The 18,179-nt window shown below is 64.6% G+C and carries 15 protein-coding genes; 9 read left to right on the top strand and 6 right to left on the bottom strand.

The window, feature by feature from the left end; all coding sequences use genetic code 11:
- Window positions 1-228 precede the first annotated feature (228 nt).
- Window positions 229-1,005 (top strand): hypothetical protein, encoded by a 777-nt coding sequence (locus P0D73_RS26440; RefSeq protein WP_408433404.1) that lies wholly within the window; start codon window positions 229-231, stop codon window positions 1,003-1,005.
- A gap of 332 nt (window positions 1,006-1,337) precedes the next feature.
- Window positions 1,338-1,829, top strand: coding sequence for a hypothetical protein (locus P0D73_RS26435; protein WP_408286788.1), 492 nt, complete (start codon window positions 1,338-1,340; stop codon window positions 1,827-1,829).
- 27 nt (window positions 1,830-1,856) lie between these two features.
- Here P0D73_RS26435 and P0D73_RS26430 read toward each other — a convergent pair whose 3' ends face one another.
- Window positions 1,857-2,702, bottom strand: coding sequence for an aldo/keto reductase (locus P0D73_RS26430; RefSeq protein ID WP_408433402.1), 846 nt, complete (start codon window positions 2,700-2,702; stop codon window positions 1,857-1,859).
- A 190-nt stretch (window positions 2,703-2,892) separates the two neighbouring features.
- Between P0D73_RS26430 and P0D73_RS26425 the strand changes: the two genes are divergently transcribed.
- Window positions 2,893-3,639: a GntR family transcriptional regulator gene (locus tag P0D73_RS26425; protein ID WP_012434145.1), complete on the top strand. Its 747-nt coding sequence runs from the start codon at window positions 2,893-2,895 to the stop codon at window positions 3,637-3,639.
- Window positions 3,640-3,727: 88 nt separating this feature from the next.
- Here the strand turns inward: P0D73_RS26425 and P0D73_RS26420 are convergent, their stop codons facing one another.
- Window positions 3,728-5,119 (bottom strand): CoA transferase, encoded by a 1,392-nt coding sequence (locus P0D73_RS26420; protein ID WP_408433401.1) that lies wholly within the window; start codon window positions 5,117-5,119, stop codon window positions 3,728-3,730.
- Between the two features lie 125 nt (window positions 5,120-5,244).
- On the opposite strand from P0D73_RS26420, the gene P0D73_RS26415 reads away from it, so the two are divergent.
- Window positions 5,245-6,486 (top strand): citrate/2-methylcitrate synthase, encoded by a 1,242-nt coding sequence (locus P0D73_RS26415; protein WP_408433399.1) that lies wholly within the window; start codon window positions 5,245-5,247, stop codon window positions 6,484-6,486.
- A 36-nt stretch (window positions 6,487-6,522) separates the two neighbouring features.
- Here the strand turns inward: P0D73_RS26415 and P0D73_RS26410 are convergent, their stop codons facing one another.
- Window positions 6,523-6,828, bottom strand: a complete 306-nt coding sequence (locus P0D73_RS26410) for a DUF2917 domain-containing protein (RefSeq protein ID WP_408286782.1) — start codon at window positions 6,826-6,828, stop codon at window positions 6,523-6,525.
- Window positions 6,829-7,018: 190 nt separating this feature from the next.
- Between P0D73_RS26410 and P0D73_RS26405 the strand changes: the two genes are divergently transcribed.
- The 3 genes from P0D73_RS26405 (at window position 7,019) to P0D73_RS26395 (ending at window position 11,499) form a co-directional block, all read left to right on the top strand.
- Complete coding sequence (locus P0D73_RS26405; RefSeq protein WP_408286780.1) at window positions 7,019-8,437, top strand: aminotransferase-like domain-containing protein; 1,419 nt, start codon at window positions 7,019-7,021, stop codon at window positions 8,435-8,437.
- A 78-nt stretch (window positions 8,438-8,515) separates the two neighbouring features.
- Window positions 8,516-9,973, top strand: coding sequence for a multidrug transporter subunit MdtD (gene mdtD, locus P0D73_RS26400; RefSeq protein WP_132373367.1), 1,458 nt, complete (start codon window positions 8,516-8,518; stop codon window positions 9,971-9,973).
- A 251-nt stretch (window positions 9,974-10,224) separates the two neighbouring features.
- On the top strand, window positions 10,225-11,499 hold the full coding sequence (locus P0D73_RS26395) for an EAL domain-containing protein (RefSeq protein ID WP_132373366.1): 1,275 nt from the start codon (window positions 10,225-10,227) through the stop codon (window positions 11,497-11,499).
- On the opposite strand, the gene P0D73_RS26390 is transcribed toward P0D73_RS26395, so the two are convergent.
- Window positions 11,455-12,441, bottom strand: coding sequence for a sigma-70 family RNA polymerase sigma factor (locus P0D73_RS26390; protein WP_408433398.1), 987 nt, complete (start codon window positions 12,439-12,441; stop codon window positions 11,455-11,457). The two genes, P0D73_RS26395 and P0D73_RS26390, sit on opposite strands and share 45 nt — an antisense overlap.
- Window positions 12,442-12,741: 300 nt before the next feature.
- Between P0D73_RS26390 and clpP the strand changes: the two genes are divergently transcribed.
- Together clpP and P0D73_RS26380 are read left to right on the top strand one after the other, a co-directional pair.
- Window positions 12,742-13,389: an ATP-dependent Clp endopeptidase proteolytic subunit ClpP gene (gene clpP, locus P0D73_RS26385; protein ID WP_408286776.1), complete on the top strand. Its 648-nt coding sequence runs from the start codon at window positions 12,742-12,744 to the stop codon at window positions 13,387-13,389.
- A gap of 243 nt (window positions 13,390-13,632) precedes the next feature.
- Window positions 13,633-15,075, top strand: coding sequence for an NYN domain-containing protein (locus P0D73_RS26380; protein WP_408433396.1), 1,443 nt, complete (start codon window positions 13,633-13,635; stop codon window positions 15,073-15,075).
- Window positions 15,076-15,283: 208 nt separating this feature from the next.
- Here the strand turns inward: P0D73_RS26380 and P0D73_RS26375 are convergent, their stop codons facing one another.
- Both P0D73_RS26375 and P0D73_RS26370 read right to left on the bottom strand, forming a co-directional pair.
- Window positions 15,284-17,050, bottom strand: coding sequence for a PQQ-binding-like beta-propeller repeat protein (locus tag P0D73_RS26375; RefSeq protein ID WP_408433395.1), 1,767 nt, complete (start codon window positions 17,048-17,050; stop codon window positions 15,284-15,286).
- Window positions 17,051-17,310: 260 nt separating this feature from the next.
- Window positions 17,311-17,868 carry a glycine zipper family protein gene (locus tag P0D73_RS26370; RefSeq protein WP_132373361.1) on the bottom strand — a complete coding sequence of 186 codons (558 nt, stop codon included), beginning with the start codon at window positions 17,866-17,868 and terminating at the stop codon, window positions 17,311-17,313.
- Window positions 17,869-18,179: the final 311 nt, after the last annotated feature.

Here is an 18,179-nt window from a genome sequence, read left to right as displayed (position 1 = left end):
TCGCGACGCAATGCATGGCGACGGAGGCAAAACGGTGAGCGGGCAAGCGTGCGGAAGCGCTTGTACACACCGGGCTACGCAGCCGGGAAGATAACGATGAGTGTTTGACCGACATCGGCAAGACAATTCGGGGGACGACGAGGCCCGCGTACAGACAGGCCCGCCGATGCAGACTCGGCGTGAGAAATGGCGGCAACGAGGTGTCGTCGTTCCCTCGGGAGAGACGCGGTGAAAACCATAAGACTCAATCAGTACTACTGGGGGGTTATTCGGCGTGCGGCGATCGTAGCGGGTGTCGTTGCTCTGACGACTCAGGTCGCGTTTCCGGCCTCGACGGACGTGATCCCCAAATGGATGGTCCTCGCCGACGCGCCGCTGCCCGCCAGCGCCATGCAGGGCACAGCGCAACTCGCGCAGAACGACGGTGTAGCGCCGGGAGATTTGGCGACCGGCGCAGCGGCCGGCGAGCCGACTGCTGCCGACGACGCCGCCCTGGTATTTCAACCGCACGACTGCAGCGGCGCCAACGTCAGTGGATGCGCGCCTCACGGCGGCGGCAGCGGGAGTAACGGCGCGGCGAGTTCGGGGAACGGTGGCGCCGGTTCGGGCAGCGGCAACTCCGGTGGAGGTGGAAGCGGCAAGGGGGTGGCGGCGGGAGCGGGAATGGGGGGTGGCGGTGGTGGGGGCAGCGGTGGTGGTAGCAATGGCGGCGCAAGCGGCGGCGGTGGCAACAGCGGCGGTGGCAACAGCGGCGGTGGAAGCAGTGGCGGCGGAAGCGGCTGCGGTTGCGGAGGCTCCAACGGCGGCGCTGGCGCAGGTGGCGCTAAAGGTGGTGGCTTTGGCGGTGGTTTCGGCGGTGGTAAAGGTGGTGGTTTTGGCGGCGGCTTCGGCGGCGGCTTCGGTGGCGGTTTCGGCGGAGGCTTTGGCGGAGGCTTCGGCGGCGGTCACGGAGGCAAGGGTGGCGGCGGTAACGGTGGTGGCAATGGTGGAGGGAACGGGCACTAGCAATCGCCCGGTCTCTGGTTGGGGTGCCCCCCGCGCCCTAACGTCACCAATGTCACGTTCCGGTTTACCGTTCGCTGTCCGCCGGCATCGGCGGTGATGTCTCGATCCCCCGGTCGAGCGTCACCGCCCGAGGCCGGTTGGTTTGAGCGATCCACAGCGGGCCGATAACCCGCGGTGATGCAGATTCGGACCGCACACTCAAACCGCGCACGCCGAAGCGCTCACAGGCGGCTATAACTCGAACAATCGGCCGCCCGTGCGCGCGTAACCGGAACCAAACCGAAGCGATCGCCTCATATCAGATTCAACGTTCGATATGAGGGCACCACAACATGCAACGAAACGTCCCCCCCTCCGCGGCACGCGTGGTCACCAGCTTGTTGATGGCTGCCGCGCTCAGCGTCGCATCGCTCGCTCATGCGCAAACGGCAGCGCAAACACCAACGCAAACAGCGCCAGCGGCTCAGCCGCTTTCACCGACATTGTCGCAAGCCGCACCGCCGGTCGATCCCACCTTCTCCGCGTATTCGCTCGCGCAGACCTGCAAGCGGAAGAACGACAACGTCGCGCAAGGCCAATGCGTCGGCGCGATTCGCGGCATCATCCACGGCTATCAGTACGGCGTGCTGTTCCTCAGTCAGCGCACTGCGTTGCCGGCCAATGAAACGCAGCGCGTGTCGCTGTGCCTACGCAATACGCAGGTGTCGTCGATCGTCGACGAATTCGTCGCGGACGCCGCCCAGGTCAATGAAGATTCGCTCAAGCACACCCCCGCGGAAGTCGCGGTGCTCGGCTCCGTGCACATGCACCACGGCTGCAATTGACGAGGCGCGCGCGGCGCCCCGCTACGCTTACAGCATTTCGAGCGGACGCTTGCCGCGCGGCGGCTTGAAATAAGCGTCGATAGCGGCCAATTCGTCCGCGCCGAGTTGCAATTGCGACGCGCGATGGTTGTCGCCCACGTGCTCGACGCGCGCCGCCTTCGGAATCGCGAACACGCCGGGCTGGCGCAGCACCCATGCGAGCGCCACCTGGAACGCCGAGACGCCACGCGCGTCGGCGATATCGTCGAGCGGCGAGCGCTTCGGCAGGCGCGCGTGATCGACCGGGCTGTACGCCATGCCCGGCATCTTGCGCGCGGCGAGCCACGGCAGCAGATCGAACTCCGGCCCGCGGCGCGCCACGTTGTAGAGAATCTGATTCGTTGCGCAGGCATCGCCACCCGGCGTGGCGACGAGTTCTTCCATGTCCTCGGTATCGAAATTACTAACGCCCCAATGGCGGATCTTGCCGGCCCGGCGCAATGCCTCGAAGCCCTCGACCGTTTCCGCGAGCGGCACCGAGCCGCGCCAGTGCAGCAGATACAGATCGAGCTGATCGGTCTTCAAGCGCTTGAGACTCTGCTCGCAGGCCGCAATCACGCCGCGCCGGCTGGCGTTGTGCGGATATACCTTGCTAACCAGAAACACCTTGTCGCGCAAGCCGGCGAGCGCGTCGCCCAGCAGCGATTCGGTCGCGCCGTCGCCGTACATTTCCGCCGTATCGATCAACGTCATGCCGAGTTCGATGCCGCAACGCAGCGCGTCGATTTCAGCGGCACGCCGCGCCAGCTTTTCGCCCATCTCCCAGGTGCCCTGACCCAGTTTCGGAATGTGTTCGCCGTCGGGCAGGCTCACGCTTGCGATGTCGCTCGTCATGCTGACTCCTCGAAGTGGCTCAATGGTCGGCAAAGCCGCTGCGCAGACGAATGCGCGCCGCATGCCACGAAAATCATAGCGACGAGTTTAGCGGTTCAATCGGCATTCGATCGGCCACCAGGCAAAAGCCCGCTATAACACAACGCGCCGATGTCATAGAATTGCCGCTTGCCCTTCTTGCGTGAGCTCCATGACCTCTGCCTCGGAAGACCGCTGGCGCGACCTGCGCCCGGACCCGGAAAACGACACGCCGCTATATCTGCAACTGGCTCGCAAACTCGGCGCCGCCATCCACGAGAACCGCTGGAACGCGGGCGAGGCACTGCCTTCGGAGCGTGTGCTCTCCGAGGCGCTCGGCGTATCGCGGATCACTTCGCGCAAGGCGATTGCCTTGCTGGTCGAGCAGGGTTTGATTCGGCGCACTCAGGGCGCGGGCAGTTTCATCACACCACGCTACGAAGATCCGCTATCGCGTCTGTCGAGCTTTAGCGAAATGCTGCGGCGACGAGGCTTTACGCCGAGTTCGAAGTGGCTCTCGCGCGAAATTTTGCCGGCCAATCGCGACGAAGTGATTCAGCTCGGCTTGTCGCCGGCAGCGGCGGTGACGCGGTTGCGGCGCCTGCGGATGGCCGACGGCATTGTGATGGCGGTTGAGAACTCCACCTTCCCCGCCGCGGTGATTCCCGATCCTCAAGCGATCGGCGATTCGCTGTACACGTATCTGGAGAATCGTGGACTGACGATTGTCCGCGCGTTGCAGCATTTCCGCGCGGTGAACGCGAGCGAGGAAATCGCGCAGCAGATGAGCATCGCGCCGAACGAGGCGCTGCTGTTGATCACGCGTGTGGGCTACACCGCCGATCAGCGGGCGATCGAATTGACCGACACGTACTGCCGCAATGATTACTACGACTTTGTCGCGGAGTTGAGGAAGTAGGTGGTCGGGTCTTTTGCGCTGTGTGCGGGGCATGCGCCGGTTGTGTATCGGCACGCGCCTCGCCACGGGCAGCGGTTACTTGAAGCCCTCACTCCCACTTAGCCTGATGCGCGCCCACTCGGGTCGGCGGCAGCGCGAAATACGCAGGCGTCTCGTCCAAAGCCTCAGCCGGCTGCACGCCCAGCACGCGTCCAAACTCCGACTCCACGGTCGCGAGGCAATCGCGCACATCCTCGAGCGTGACGTCAGGCGCTTTCCAGCCCTCGGGAATCTGCCCGAACGACTGCAGCCACCGGCCCGTTTGCGCGAGCGAGACGCGCACATGCCAGCTGCCGCCTTCTGTAGCCCGCCGCGCCAACGCGGCCATCGCGCCGAAAGCCGCCAGATAACCGGTCGCATGATCCAGCGCCTGACACGGCAAATGCTTGGGCTCGTTCCATCCCGCCGCCTGCCGCTCAGTAAAGGCAATCCCGCTCGCCGACTGCACCAGACTATCGAACCCGCGCCGTCGAGCCCACGGTCCCTCGTGCCCATACGCGGACACCGAAACATAGACGATCCCAGGCCGCACACGCGCCAGTTCCTCGGGACCGAAACCGCGCGCGGCCAGCGCACCCGGGCGATATGCCTGCAGAAATACATCGGCGTCGGCAGCGAGACCGCGCAAAACCTCGCGCCCCGCCGCGTCGCGCAGATCGGCGAGAGCCGAACGCTTGCCGCGCCCGTTGTCGATCACCAGCGGCGCGATGTTTGGCAGATGCGGCCCGTTGATCATCAACACGTCCGCGCCATGCTGCGCGAGCGCCCGTCCGGCCACCGGCCCGGCGATGATGCGCGACAGGTCCAGCACGCGCACGCCCGCCAGCGGCCGATCCACGCCGCCCTCGCGTGGCGGCTCGGCCGGCGCGTCGCCAATGCGCTCGATCTCGAAGAGCGGCAAGTCCGCAATCGCTTTCGCCTGATCGAGCGCGGCCCACTCGTCGGGCGTGCGAATCAACGCCGCGCAGAGGCCGGCGTCGGCGAGCGTCTGGTCGAGCCGCGCGCCGTCCCAATCGCGAATTGCGGCAGCCACGGCCGCAGGATCGTTCTCGCAGCCGAGCACCTGCAATACGCCTTGGAGATGATGCGCGAAGTTCGTGTGCAGTTGAATCCAGCGGCCGTCGCGCGTCTCGTAGAAACCCGTCACCGGATCGCGCAAGGCGGGCGGCGGTCCGTCGTCGACACGCAAATAGCGTTCGCTGCGAAACGACGCCAGCGCGCGCCGCATTTCCACCGTCACATGCTGCCTGCGTCCGGTGCGCAGCCGCTGGTATTCGGCCGCCGCAAGGCCGGTCGCGGCGATGCTCGCCGAGGCCAGGCTGCCGACCCGGTAGACCGACGGCAAGCCCGGATCGGCGCCGGTCAGCGTCACGGAATGCAGCGCCGTCGGATCGCACCCGGCGAGCGTCCAGATATGTTTGAGAGCGAGTTCAGGTGTCATGTCGTCCCTAGCGAAGCAGGAAGAAGTGAACCGAGTCTAGAATTTCGCCCCGTCGCAATCAATCTTGATTATGATAATCAATATATATTGATTTCTTCGGTTTCCGCACTTTTCCATGCCGGCCCATGCCGACTTCAAACTCCCTGACCGCCGCTGAAGCCGCCGCGACACTGGGCATCAGCTTGCCCACGCTCTACGCGTATGTGAGCCGCGGCATGCTGAGTTCGTCGCCGGATGCGCAGGGCAAGCATCGTCTCTACGACGCCGGCGAAGTGCGACGCCTCGCGCGTCGCAAGGAAGACGGCAAGCGCGCGGGCAAGGTCGCGCAGAAGGTGCTGGACTGGGGCGTGCCGGTGCTCGAATCGTCCATCACGCTGGTCGCCGATGGGCGTCTGCTGTATCGCGGGCACGATGCGATTGAACTAGCGCAAAGCGCGTCGCTCGAGGACATCGCGGCGCTGCTATGGGAATGCAGCACACGGCGTATTACCGATGCGCCGGCCGTGCCGTTCGCCACCGCCCAGTGGGCCGCGTGGCTCAAGCTCTGGGGCGACAGCACGCCGCTCGATCGCGCGCTCGTGCTGTTGCCGGCCGCCGCGGCGCAAATGCCGCGGGTGTGGGCGCTCGGCCGCGATGCGCAACTCGATACGGCCTGTGCCGTCATGCGCCTGTTGGCCGCCGCGATGATCTCGGCGGCGCCGTCGAACGAACCGCTGCATCGGCAACTGGCTTTAGCGTGGCATGTGCGTAACCGCCAGCAGGCCGGCTTGCTGCGCGCGGCGCTGGTGGCCTGCGCGGATCATGAGTTGAATGCGTCGACCTTCACGGTGCGCTGCATCACGTCGACGGGGACGCACCTGTTCGGCGCGGTGGCGGGAGGTCTTGCGGCCTTGTCGGGCCCGCGGCATGGCGGCGAAACGGTGCGCATCGCCGCGCTGCTCGAAGAAGCGTCGCGCGCGCCGGATCTCGACCGCTATCTGGCGAACCGTCTCGCCCGCGTCGAACACGGCGCGCATGGGCCGGTGCTGTCGGGCTTCGGTCACCAGCTTTATCCGGACGGCGACCCGAGGGCGCGGCTGTTGTTGGCCATGCTCGCCGACTGCGCGCCGGCGCGTTCGCCGTTGCCTGAAGTGCTGGGACTGGTGCGCACGGTGCGCGACACGACCGGCGCGGAGCCGACGGTGGACTTCGCGCTCGCCGCCATCGAGCGAGTGCTGGCGTTGCCGGCTGGCGCCGCCTTCACGCTGTTCGCAGTCGGCCGAGTGGTCGGCTGGATTGCGCACGCCATGGAACAGACGCGCGACGGCCGCCTGATCCGGCCGCGCGCGCGTTACATCGGGGAATATGAGGCTGCCGAGCCGGACTGAGGCGCCGCAAACCCGGCTGATTCGCTCGACGAATCGTCAGACCGCGCCGAGCCAGCGCGGCAGCCAGTTCAAGACCGGCGTACCCAGCATCGGCTTCGTTGCGGTGCGCTCGGAGCCGCTTGCCAGCGCAAAGCGCGCGCCGGTCTGCCCCGCGCTGATCCACGCCACTGCGCGACGCGGCAGTTCGATCGACTCGCCGGTAGCGAGCCAGTGATCCTCGCTGTCGCCTGCGATAGTCAGCCAGATCTCACCCGAGATCACCTTGAAGATCGACGGACGCGCGACACGCCAGGCCGTCGCGGGCTCGCCATGTTCCAATTCGAAAATCCGGACTTCACGCATCGCTCTCTCCTTCAAAGAACTTTTCTGTTGTACCGATTATTGACGTGCGATGATCAGATACCCATACACAGTTCCGAACACTTCCGTCAGAACTGTTCAGTCGAAAAACCGGACAGTTGGCGCGGGCAGCGTGTTTTTTAGCGCCGAGTTCGAGCGCATCCGGCCTGCGGTTCGGTGAAGGAAGATCCTCATGAAACTCGAAATCCAGCTCGATCGAGACAACGGCGTGCCGCTGACCGAGCAGATCGTCACCGGCGTCACGACGTGGATCCGCTCGCGCATCGCCCACCCCGGTTCGAAGCTGCCGTCGATTCGCCAGTTCGCCGCCGACTACGGCGTGAGCCGCTTTCCGGTGATCGAGGCTTACGACCGGCTGGTGTCGCTCGGCTACGTCGACTCGCGCCACGGCTCCGGCTTCTATGTCGCCGACCGCCAGCCGGCGGGCACGCACTGCCAGGGCTCCTCGGATCCCCGCCGCGCCGAGGACGAGTCGGACCATCTCCTGCAGCAGTTCAACCATCCGGGCGAAACGCTCAAGCTCGGTAGCGGCTTCATCCCTGAAGCGTGGCGCGACACGGACAGCATCGCGCAGGCAATCCGCCACGTGTCGCGCACCGATCTCGCGAGCATGGTCGATTACGCCACCCCGCTCGGCAACCTGACGTTGCGCGAGCATCTGCAAAGCCGCATCGGCCAGTTGGGGATTCAGGCTGACACGTCGCAGATCCTCATCACCAACGGCGCAAGCCAGGCGCTCGATCTGCTGATGCGCTACATGCTCAAGGCAGGCGACACGATCTTTGTCGAAGACCCCGGTTACTACAACCTCCACGGTCTGCTGAAGCTGCACGGCGTGAAACTGGTCGGCATTCCGCGCACACGCAACGGTCCCGATCTGGATGTGATGCAGGAGCAGTTGAAGTCGTATCGGCCCAAGCTGCTGTTCATCAACACCGTGTTCCACAATCCGACCGGCACCAATGTGGCGCCGCCGGTTGCCTTCCGGCTGCTGCAACTGGCGCGTGAGCACGGCTTCTCGATCATCGAAGACGATATCTACGCCGATTTCCAGACCGACCTCACCGATCGGCTCGCCACGCTCGACCAGCTCGAACATGTGATCTATGTGGGCGGGCTGTCGAAGACGCTGTCGTCGTCGCTGCGGATCGGCTGTGTGGTCGCGAGCCACGCGATCATCAAGGATCTGGTCGACATCAAGATGCTGACGAGCATCGGCGGCTCGCGTTTTGCCGAAGCGGTCGCCGTGGCGATGCTGGAGCGCGGCGCGTATCGCAAGTATCTGGAGCGCCTGCGTCGGCGTATGCGCGATGCGCTCGGCTCGACCATTCAGACGCTCGAAGACGCGGGTTGGGAAATTTTCGACAAGCCCGTGGGCGGGAAATTCGTGTGGGCTCGCGTGCCGCATGTCGCCAATGCGGAACGGCTGGTGGAATGCGGCGTGCCGCTGGGGGTGACCGTCGTGCCGGGCAATCACTTCCGGCCGAATATGGAAGTGAGCCCGTGGACCAGGATTCACATCGCATTCGGTAATGACCCGCGTGCGCAGGCGTTCTTTCGCGCCGCCGCGGCGTTGCCGGCGTCGGAGTGAGTTCTGAATGAGCGCCGGCCCGCGCTTTTCCCTAGAATAGCGAGTCCCAGCCCGTCCCTGCGCGCCTAGCCGCCCTCCATGTCCACGCCGACTCCGCCCGCCACCACGCCCGGTACGTCCAGTACACCTTCGCCCCGCTCGCTCACCGTGATGCTGTGGGTCGTCGCCACCGGCTTCTTCATGCAGACCCTCGACTCGACCATCGTCAACACCGCGCTCCCCGCGATGGCGACGAGCCTCGGCGAGTTGCCGCTGCGCATGCAATCGGTGGTGATCGCCTATTCACTGACGATGGCCGTGATGATCCCGGTGTCCGGCTGGCTCGCCGACAAGCTCGGCACGCGACGCGTGTTCTTCAGCGCGATCCTCGTGTTCGCAGTCGCCTCGTTACTATGCGCGAACGCGCATACCCTGAATCAGCTCGTGGCCTTCCGCATCATGCAGGGCGTGGGCGGGGCGATGCTGCTGCCGGTCGGGCGGCTCGCCGTGTTGCGCACCTTTCCTGCCGAACGCTATTTGCCGGCGCTCTCGTTCGTGGCGATCCCGGGTCTCATCGGCCCGCTAATCGGCCCCACGCTCGGCGGCTGGCTCGTGAAGATCGCCTCGTGGCACTGGATCTTTCTGATCAACGTGCCGGTGGGAATCGTCGGTTGCATCGCCACGTTCATCTACATGCCGGATAGCCGGAATGAACACGTCGGCAAGTTCGACATGAAAGGCTATCTGCTGCTGATCGTCGGCATGGTGGCGATTTCGTTCGCGCTCGACGGCCGCACCGAGTTCGGCATTCAGCACGCCACGGTGCTGGTGCTGCTGATCCTCAGCCTCGCCTGCTTTGTCGCCTACGGCTTGCACGCCGTGCGCGAGCCCACGCCGATTTTCTCGCTCGATCTCTTCAAGATCCACACCTTCAGCGTCGGCCTGCTCGGCAATCTGTTCGCGCGGATCGGCAGCGGCGCGATGCCCTATCTGATCCCTCTGCTATTGCAGGTGAGCCTCGGCTATAGCGCGTTTGAAGCCGGCATGATGATGCTGCCGGTGGCGGCTGCGGGCATGGCGTCCAAACGCCTGGTGACGAGCCTGATCATCAAGCACAGCTATCGGCGCGTGTTGATCATCAACACGGTGCTGGTCGGCTTGACCATGGCAAGCTTCGCGCTCACTACCGCGAACCAGCCGCTGTGGCTGCGGCTCGTGCAACTGGCGTTCTTCGGCGGCGTCAACTCGATCCAGTTCACCGCGATGAACACGTTGACGCTCAAGGACCTGGGCACCGGCGGCGCGAGCAGCGGCAACAGCCTGTTTTCGCTGGTCCAGATGCTTTCGATGAGTCTCGGCGTGACGGTGGCCGGCGCCCTGCTCGCGACCTTCACCGGCCTGCTGCCGCGCGTGACGGCCGCCAATTCGCTGCCCGCGTTCCACGCGACCTTCCTGTGTGTCGGCATCATCACGGCAGGCTCGTCGTGGATCTTTGCGCAACTGTCGCCGGACATCCGCACGCCCGCGAAAAAGACCGATCCTTCCGAACGGACCTGATGCGGGTCTACCCGGCTGCGCGCCCGCCACCCACCCGCAACGGGGCGCGGGCCGCACCAGCGAAGTGCGAACCGTCGCCTTCGCACCCGTGCTGGCGCACAATCGTCTAATCTGAGTGTGACAATCGGGCATGCATGCTGTGTTTCCGCACGCGCATAGTTCTTGCTCGCCAATCCTGTAAACTCACATCTTGCGCGTGCGAACTTGTGTCGAGCATGCAGGCGCGCAGCCACCTCCACACGACTGACATGATGAGCATGATCGAACTCGATCCTCCCGGCTTCCAGCCACCGCGCCCGATGGCCGGCGACGAAGGCTCCCGGCGCACCGTTCTGTACGGCGGCTACACTGTTTTCAGCGTGTTCCAGCCGGTTTTCTCCGTGTCGCACCGGCGCGCGATCGGTTATCACGCGTCGCTGCGCGCCCATGACGAACACGCACTGCAAGTGCCGTCCCACGAGGTTTTCACGCAAGCCGCACGACGCGGCGACCTGCTCGAACTCGGGCGGCTCGCCGAATCGCTGCATCTGGGCAACTTCAACGCGTTCGACAGTCACGACGAATGGCTCTTCCTGAGCCTGCACCCCGCCGCGCTGATGGACACCAGTTACGGCGACGCGCTGCTCGCCGGCCTCAAGGCACTCGGCCTGCCGCCGCAGCGCGTGGTGCTCGAAGTGTCCGAACAGGCGGGCGGCGAAACCACGCGCTTTGCCGAAATCGTCGACGCGCTGCGCAAATCCGGCTTCCTGATCGCGCTCGATGGCTTCGGTGCGAAGCATTCGAACATTGACCGCGTGTGGAATCTGCGGCCGGACATCGTCACGCTCGACCGCTGCATTCTCGCGCAAGCCAGCGAACATTCGCACATTGAACGCGTGCTGCCGGGCCTCGTCTCGCTGCTGCACGAATCCGGCCAACTGGTGCTGATGGGCGGCCTGAGCACCGAACGCGACGCGCTGATCGCGCTCGAATGCAACGTGGACTTCGTGCAAGGCGCCTTCTTCGCGGGCCCGAGCGTCGAACCGGTCAAACCGCAAGCGGCGGCCGGTTTGATGGACTCGCTATCCGCGGCGCTGCGCGAACGGGTCACCGCGCGCGAACACGCACAATCGGCACGGCTCGCACCGTATGTCACGGCGCTCGAGACGGCCGCCGCGCAACTGGTGGCCGGCGAGTCGGTCGCGCAAGCCACTGCGCCGCTTCTGATGCTCGGCGAGACGGCACGCTGCTTCGTGCTCGACGGGTCGGGCCGGCAGATCGGCGACAACGTGCTCCCGCCGGGGCGCGCCTCGCAACGCGCCAAGCGTTTCCGTCCGCTGCTGCATTCGGAAGGCGCAAGCTGGGAGCGCCGGCCATACTTCATCCAGGCGATGCGCACACCCGGCCACGTGCATCTCACGCCGCCTTATCTATCCATCAACGAAGCGCATCTGTGCGTGACCGCCTCGATCGCCGCGCACACGCCGACGGGCACGCAGGTGCTATGCGTGGACATCAACTGGGAAGTCGCAGCCCACCGCAACTGAGCTCATGGCGCTCTGCTGGATCCGTGCGAGCAGTTGCGAGACTGCCGCGCGGCCCAGCATGCGGTTGGTGGCTCGCAGACGCGCCGCGCTGGTCACCACGCGCATCGCCACGATCTTCGTGGAGCCATCCGCCAGGCTATTCGTGGACACGTCGAGTACTCCGACCACCTCGCCCTCGAAGAGCACGGCGATACACAATGTGCCCGCCACCGATACCGTCTCGGCGTTGCTCGCGTGTTCGACGAGCGACGTTACCGTATCCATCCACCCTGCCACCGCCGGTTCAGACGTGCTCACCGGCGCGCACACAGGCGCGTCGCTGACGACTTCCGGCGCGTCACTAAAGAGCCGCAACAAGCCGACTCGATCCTGCGCCTCCAACGCCGTGCGCAAGCGCTCGACGATCCGCGCATGCGCTGCGGGATCGGCGGGCTCCACCGGTGCACCCGCGCGTTGCAGGCGCGCCTTGGCCCGATGGACGATCTGCCGGCAGGCCGCCGGCGTTCGCTCGAGAATGGCCGCGATCTCCGCGTAGTCACAATCAAACGCTTCGTGCAGCACGAACGCTGCCCGTTCGTCCGGTTTCAGACGCTCGAGCAGCAGCATCACGCCAGAGGACATCTCCGCCGCGCGCAAGGCCAGTTCTTCGGCCGATGGCGCCACCTCGTCGAGCCACAGCTCCGGCAACCAGCCGGCGGCCTGCGACGCGCGTTCGCGCTGCACACGCCGCAGCCGGTCGATCGCCACGCGCGTGGTGATCGTGGTGAGCCAGGCGACAGGTAGCTGCACCTCCTGCGTGTCCGCGAGGTGCCATTTCAATCCGACGTCCTGCACCACGTCTTCCGCTTCGGCGCGGCTGCCGAGCATCCGGTACGCCAGCGCGAGCAGGCGGGCGCGCACGGCCTCGAAGCTGGATGCCTTGTCGATTCCTTGTTCTGTCATACGTAGACCTCCAGATCGTGCGTGGTGAAAAGCGCGCGGCGCCCTGCCTGCGAAATGATCCGGGTGCGCGCCGACATCCTGATTCTTTTCGTCTTGACGGCTGGGCATCGAGCGATGTGACAGGTCCGCAAAAAAATATTTCTGTCACGGCGCCCTGTGTCCCGTCGTCATAGGGACAACAACCAGCGCAAGGAATGCGCAGGTTACGGAACGGCTAAGGCGCAGCCTGGAGGCTTCGCGCCATGAAGCCACACGCTCCGCACAAACCGCGGTCACCCAGACCGCATACGCGAGGTCAATATGCAGTCCAGCCATTCAACCATCACCGGCCTTGGCCTCGTGCCCACCGTGATCGAACAGTCCGGCCGCGGCGAGCGCGCCTACGACATCTATTCGCGCTTGCTGCGCGAGCGCATCGTGTTTCTGGTCGGGCCCGTCAACGAGCAATCGGCCAGTGTGATTGTCGCCCAGTTGCTGTTTCTGGAGTCCGAGAATCCCGACAAGGATATTTCTTTTTACATCAATTCGCCGGGCGGTTCGGTGTACGACGGCCTCGCGATCTACGACACCATGCAATTCATCAAACCGGAGGTATCGACCTTGTGCACAGGCTTCGCCGCGAGCATGGGCACCTTTCTGCTGACAGCCGGTCAACGCGGCAAACGGTATGCCTTGCCGAACGCGCGCATCATGATTCATCAGCCGTCGGGCGGCAGCCAGGGCACGGCGGCGGACGTCGAGATTCAGGCGAAGGAAGTGCTCTATCTGCGAGAGCGCCTGAATGCGATAACGGCCGAGCGCACCGGGCGCAGCATCGAGGAAATCGCCCGCGACACCGACCGCGACAACTTCATGTCGGCGCAGGCCGCGAAGACGTACGGTCTCGTCGATGAAGTGCTTGAAACACGCGCGGCGCTGAATGTCGCGCCGTATCACCAGGATAGGTAGCACGGTGGCCCGTGTGGTCACCCACTGCGAACCAACGCCGTAGGGCTGTAACGCTGAGACTGTTTAGGCACGGTGTCGGCATGCCTGCAAGAACCCTGGAGAACGTCACAAAAAGCGCGCGCCGTCGGGGGTTCGCGCCGCCCGTATCGGTGCGCCCGGAACACAAAAGCTGATCACCTCCGCTGGAATCGCTATCATGGTCGCGATTCGTCCAATTCGACGATCGCTTCAATGGAGATATACATGGCGTCATCCAACGAAACTGTCAGCATGGCGCTATTCTGCGACTTCGAAAACGTCGCGCTCGGCGTGCGTGACGCGAAGTACGACAAGTTCGATATCAAGCTGGTGCTCGAACGTCTGCTGCTCAAGGGCAGCATTGTCGTGAAGAAAGCATATTGCGACTGGGACCGCTACAAGAGTTTCAAAGGCGCGATGCACGAGGCCAATTTCGAATTGATCGAAATTCCGCACGTGCGTCAATCGGGCAAGAATTCCGCCGACATCCGGCTCGTGGTCGACGCGCTCGACCTCTGCTACACGAAATCGCACGTCAATACGTTCGTGATCATCAGCGGCGACTCGGATTTTTCGCCGCTGGTGTCGAAGCTGCGTGAGAACGCCAAGCAGGTGATCGGCGTCGGCGTGCAGCAATCCACGTCCGATCTGCTGATCGCGAACTGCGACGAGTTCTTCTTTTACGACGACCTCGTGCGGGAGAGTCAACGCACCGTCGCCAAGCGCGAGTCGTCGCGCCCGCAACAGTCCGCCCAGCCGACGGCCAAACGCGCGCCCGACGAGGAGAAGACCCGCAACAAGGAAGACCTCGAGAAACGCCGCACCAAGGCGGTCGAAATCGCGGTGCAAACGTTCGACGCGCTCGCGTCCGAACGCGGCGATAGCGGCAAGATCTGGGCGTCGGTGCTGAAGAACGCGATCAAGCGCCGCAAGCCGGATTTCAACGAAACGTACTACGGCTTTCGCGCTTTCGGCAATCTGCTCGAAGAAGCTCATGCTCGCGGGCTGCTCGAGTTCGGCCGCGACGAGAAGTCGGGCGCGTATGTGTATCGAAGCACGGCCGCGAATGTGGCCGGCGACAACACGGGCGAGCCCGTCGAAGTCGTGGAGTCGGCGGAACAGTTGTATGAGGCGCAGGTCGCCGAAACGGTGATCGCCGAGTCGGGCGGCAAACACGAGTCGCGCCGTCGAGGACGAGGCAATCGCAAAGCAGGACGCGGCCAACAGGAGACCGTGTACGAAGAGCGTACGACCGTCGAACATGGCGGTGGCGCTCAGGCTCAAGCGGACGATGTGCGCGAGCAAGCGCCGGAAAATGCCGAGTTCGCTTTTGAACTGCCGGATGCGCCTTTCGCGGAGGCTGAAGCCGCGAACGCTGAAGAATCCGGTGGCTCGGAGAGGTCGGCAGAAGCGGACGAGCGAGAGACGAGCGGCAAGCAACCCAAGCGCCGCAGCGAACGCGCGCCGCGCAAGACGGCTGCGAAGCGAGCAAAGAAAGCTGCGCCGCGAAGCATCGACGATATTCCGGAGATCGCAGCGCCCGCTGAAGCGCCGGCCGCTTCTGCCACAGCGGAAGAAGCGCCTGCGCCGGCAAAAAAGGCCGCACGCAAGTCGGCGCCGCGCAGTCGTCGTCCGCGTAAGACGGCCGCTGCGAGCGATGCGGAGTGAGCGTGATATCTGGCGCGGTGTGTAGCCGTGCCGATGTGGCTGCCGCTGCATTAGCCCAGCGCCAAACAGAAAGCCCCTGCTCCTCAAAAAGGAACAGGGGCTTTTTCATACCGCGATCCAGATAACCCGCAAGCCAACCACCGACACCCACACGAACACACTCAACTACAGCCGCATCTCACCCAACGCGAAACCATCCCCCTTCCGCTCACAACAACCCAAACACCGCCACCCCATTAGTAGCGCCGACATACACCTTCCCGCGCGCAATCATCGGCGTGATGAATTTATTGCCCGCGCCCCATTGATCGCGCGTGCCGGCCTGGTTGCTGTTGTACAACTCGACGGCGAGATTGCCCGCGTTGTACGCGTGTAACGCGCCGGTCGTGCCGTTTTCCGCCGCCCAGACAATGCCGTTGCTCGCGCCGTTCGCCGATACGGCGGGTGTCGCGCCCGGATACGGGAAAGTGGTCGGACTCCTCGACGCCGCGGTAGTCGCAAGGAACGCCCCCGAGACCGGCAGCGCCTTCAGGTTGTCGTTCAGCCCGCCGTAATAGACCACGCCGTTGTAGTAAGCCGGCGATCCCCAGATGCCACCCGCCAACGTGCCGATCAACTCCTGCCAGATGTTGTTGGCCGTCGGGTTGAATTTGCCCATCGCGTCGCGATCGACGACGTAGATGCGGTTGTCCTTGCCGGCCGCCACCGCGAGATGCTTGACGACGCCTCCTGTCGTGGTCTGATCCGGCAACACCATGGCGCCGCCCGAGCCGAAATCGTTGTCGGTGGCCGCTTGCGTGACCACGTCTGACATCGCGAAGTAATCGGTGACCTGCAGGTTGCCCAAGGAGAGCTTCATCATCGAGTCGCCGAAGTCGCCGTCGACAGGAAAGCCCTGCGCATTCAGCGTGGTGCCGAACGTGCCGTTGCCGTCCACGACGTAGAGCGACGTGCCGTCCGACGCCATGCCCGAGCCGGCCATCCAGATCGACCCTTGACTGCCGTTCGGCGTGATGTTGATCACGCTGGTCTGTTTCAGCGTGTCGGCGCTATAGGCCATCATCCAGCCGGTGTACGAGCCCCCCATGCAGTGCGCGGTCCAACCCATGTAGATGTTGCCGCCGACCAGCGTAAGTGCCGCGCGCTCCGTATGCAGCGACGGGTTAAAGGTAATCACCCCGTTGACGCTGCCCGCGCCGTTGCCCGGATAAGTCGCCGCGATTTCCGTCGGACCGCCGAGCACTTCGGCGCCGGTCGCCAGATCGAGCGCATGCAGCCGGTGATGGTAGCCGCCGCCACTGTCTTTCGTCATCGCCACGGCATACAGCACGCCATTCGTGCCGCGACTGCGGTCGATGACCGGCGTCGACGTAATGCCGATCTCAGGGGTGATGTCCTGGCATCCGTGGTCGTCGCTGGGCGTTTCGCCGCTGCCGATCAGCGAGACTTTCCACAGTTGCGCGAAAGATGTGGCGTCGTAGGCGTAGACGCTATCGTGTTCGGTGACCACGTAGACCACGTCATGGGCCGTGCCGGCGATCGACAGGCTGGTGACGAAGAGCGGCTGTCCGTCGACCTTGCCGTCCGCGGCAAGAAACGCGACCTTGCCGAAACTCGCCGAGTTGACGTTCGCCGGCGTGAGTGTGGTCTCGGCGAGCATCTGACCAGTGCGGCCGAGATCGTTGTGATGCATGAGGACGTCGGTGGCGTAGGCCGTCACCGCTGCCGGTGTGTTGCCCGTGCCGGTCGTTCCGGTGCCGGTGCCCGTGCCGGTGGTCGAACCCGTACCGCTACCGGAACCTGTATCCGAGCCGCTCGACGTGCCACTTCCGCTCGCCGACCCCGACGCGGCGCCCGAACCACCGCCGCCACACGACGCGAAACAGGAGGCGACGGCAATCAGCGCCACTACCGTGCCCCGACGGGTCCATGCGCCGAGCCCGGATGTCTCAGCGCCAGCTTGCGAGATTCGCATTTTCGCCTCGTCTCTTGAACGATGCGACGGTCAGCTCCGCACAACCGACGGTGCGCGCCGTGACTCACGTCGCGTGCCGTAAGAGAGGAGCCCGCCACGCGCGTCTCCCGCTCGCCGAACACAGTCATCGCCCTTACGGCTAATTAACCGTACGCTGTTTGCAAAGGCGTTTATCGCCATCGTGTCGCCTCTCTCCGCCATACGAGGCAATGCGTGACGGCGATACGATTCAGTGGCCCCGGACGCTCGGCGAGATTCGATCAGTAGTACGGATAGGGCGCATACATTACCGGAGGCGGCCCGTAATAACGGGGCGGCGGAGCAACATATACCGGTTGCGGCGCATAGACCGGCATCCGCGGCTGCGAAATCGTGTTGCCCTTGGATACCATGCACTGCGCGTACGCCGCGTCGTACTGCGCCTGGAGGCTACCGCCCGCGTACTGTGCGCCGTTGGCGCCGGTCGCGCCGCCGATCAGCAAGCCGCTGCCCGCGCCAATGGCCGCGCCCGCGCCGGGATTGCCTGCCGCTGCGCCAAAGAGCGCACCGACAGCGGCACCGCCTAGCGTGCCGATAGCCGCGCTATTGACGCTGTTCGTGGTCGCGGCCTGCGAGGCGCCGGTGGCGTTGGTCGAGCGATAAGCGTAGTCGCGGCAGTTGTAGTCGTCCTGCTGGAACTGATTGAGCGGCTCGCCGCTGCGCGGCAGCGCGACGATGGATGGACCGCTCGGCGGCACCACCGCGCAACCGCCGAGGAGCGCCAGTGCGACCGCAGCCACAGGCAATGCGACGCGTATCGATTGAGGACTTGAGATCATGGTGGCGCACGTTTCTTCATAGGGGAAACATACGTTAGGCCAATTTGCGGGCGCTTTGTTTACGAGATAGTTACCGTATTTTTTCCGCCTGCATCTGGACACGCTGTCGGCAGGCTGAATGCGAATTGGAAGCCGGCGTGCCGTTACCAACTGTGACAAAGATTCATGCGCCGCGGCGTGTGAAAAGCAATCCTATGCATCTCGGGCGCGAGCCCCGTCGAGACCCTTCGACGCACTGACGCGCGACAGCAAGCCACGCCAGGGAAAAGAAAAGCCCTCGCATTTGAGGGCTTTTCTTTCCTGCAATGGCT

This window comes from Paraburkholderia sp. RL18-101-BIB-B (assembly GCF_046026985.1).
Classification (GTDB): domain Bacteria; phylum Pseudomonadota; class Gammaproteobacteria; order Burkholderiales; family Burkholderiaceae; genus Paraburkholderia.
The sequence above is the reverse complement of the archived record's forward strand: the minus strand, read 5'-3'. Positions and strand labels throughout refer to the sequence as shown.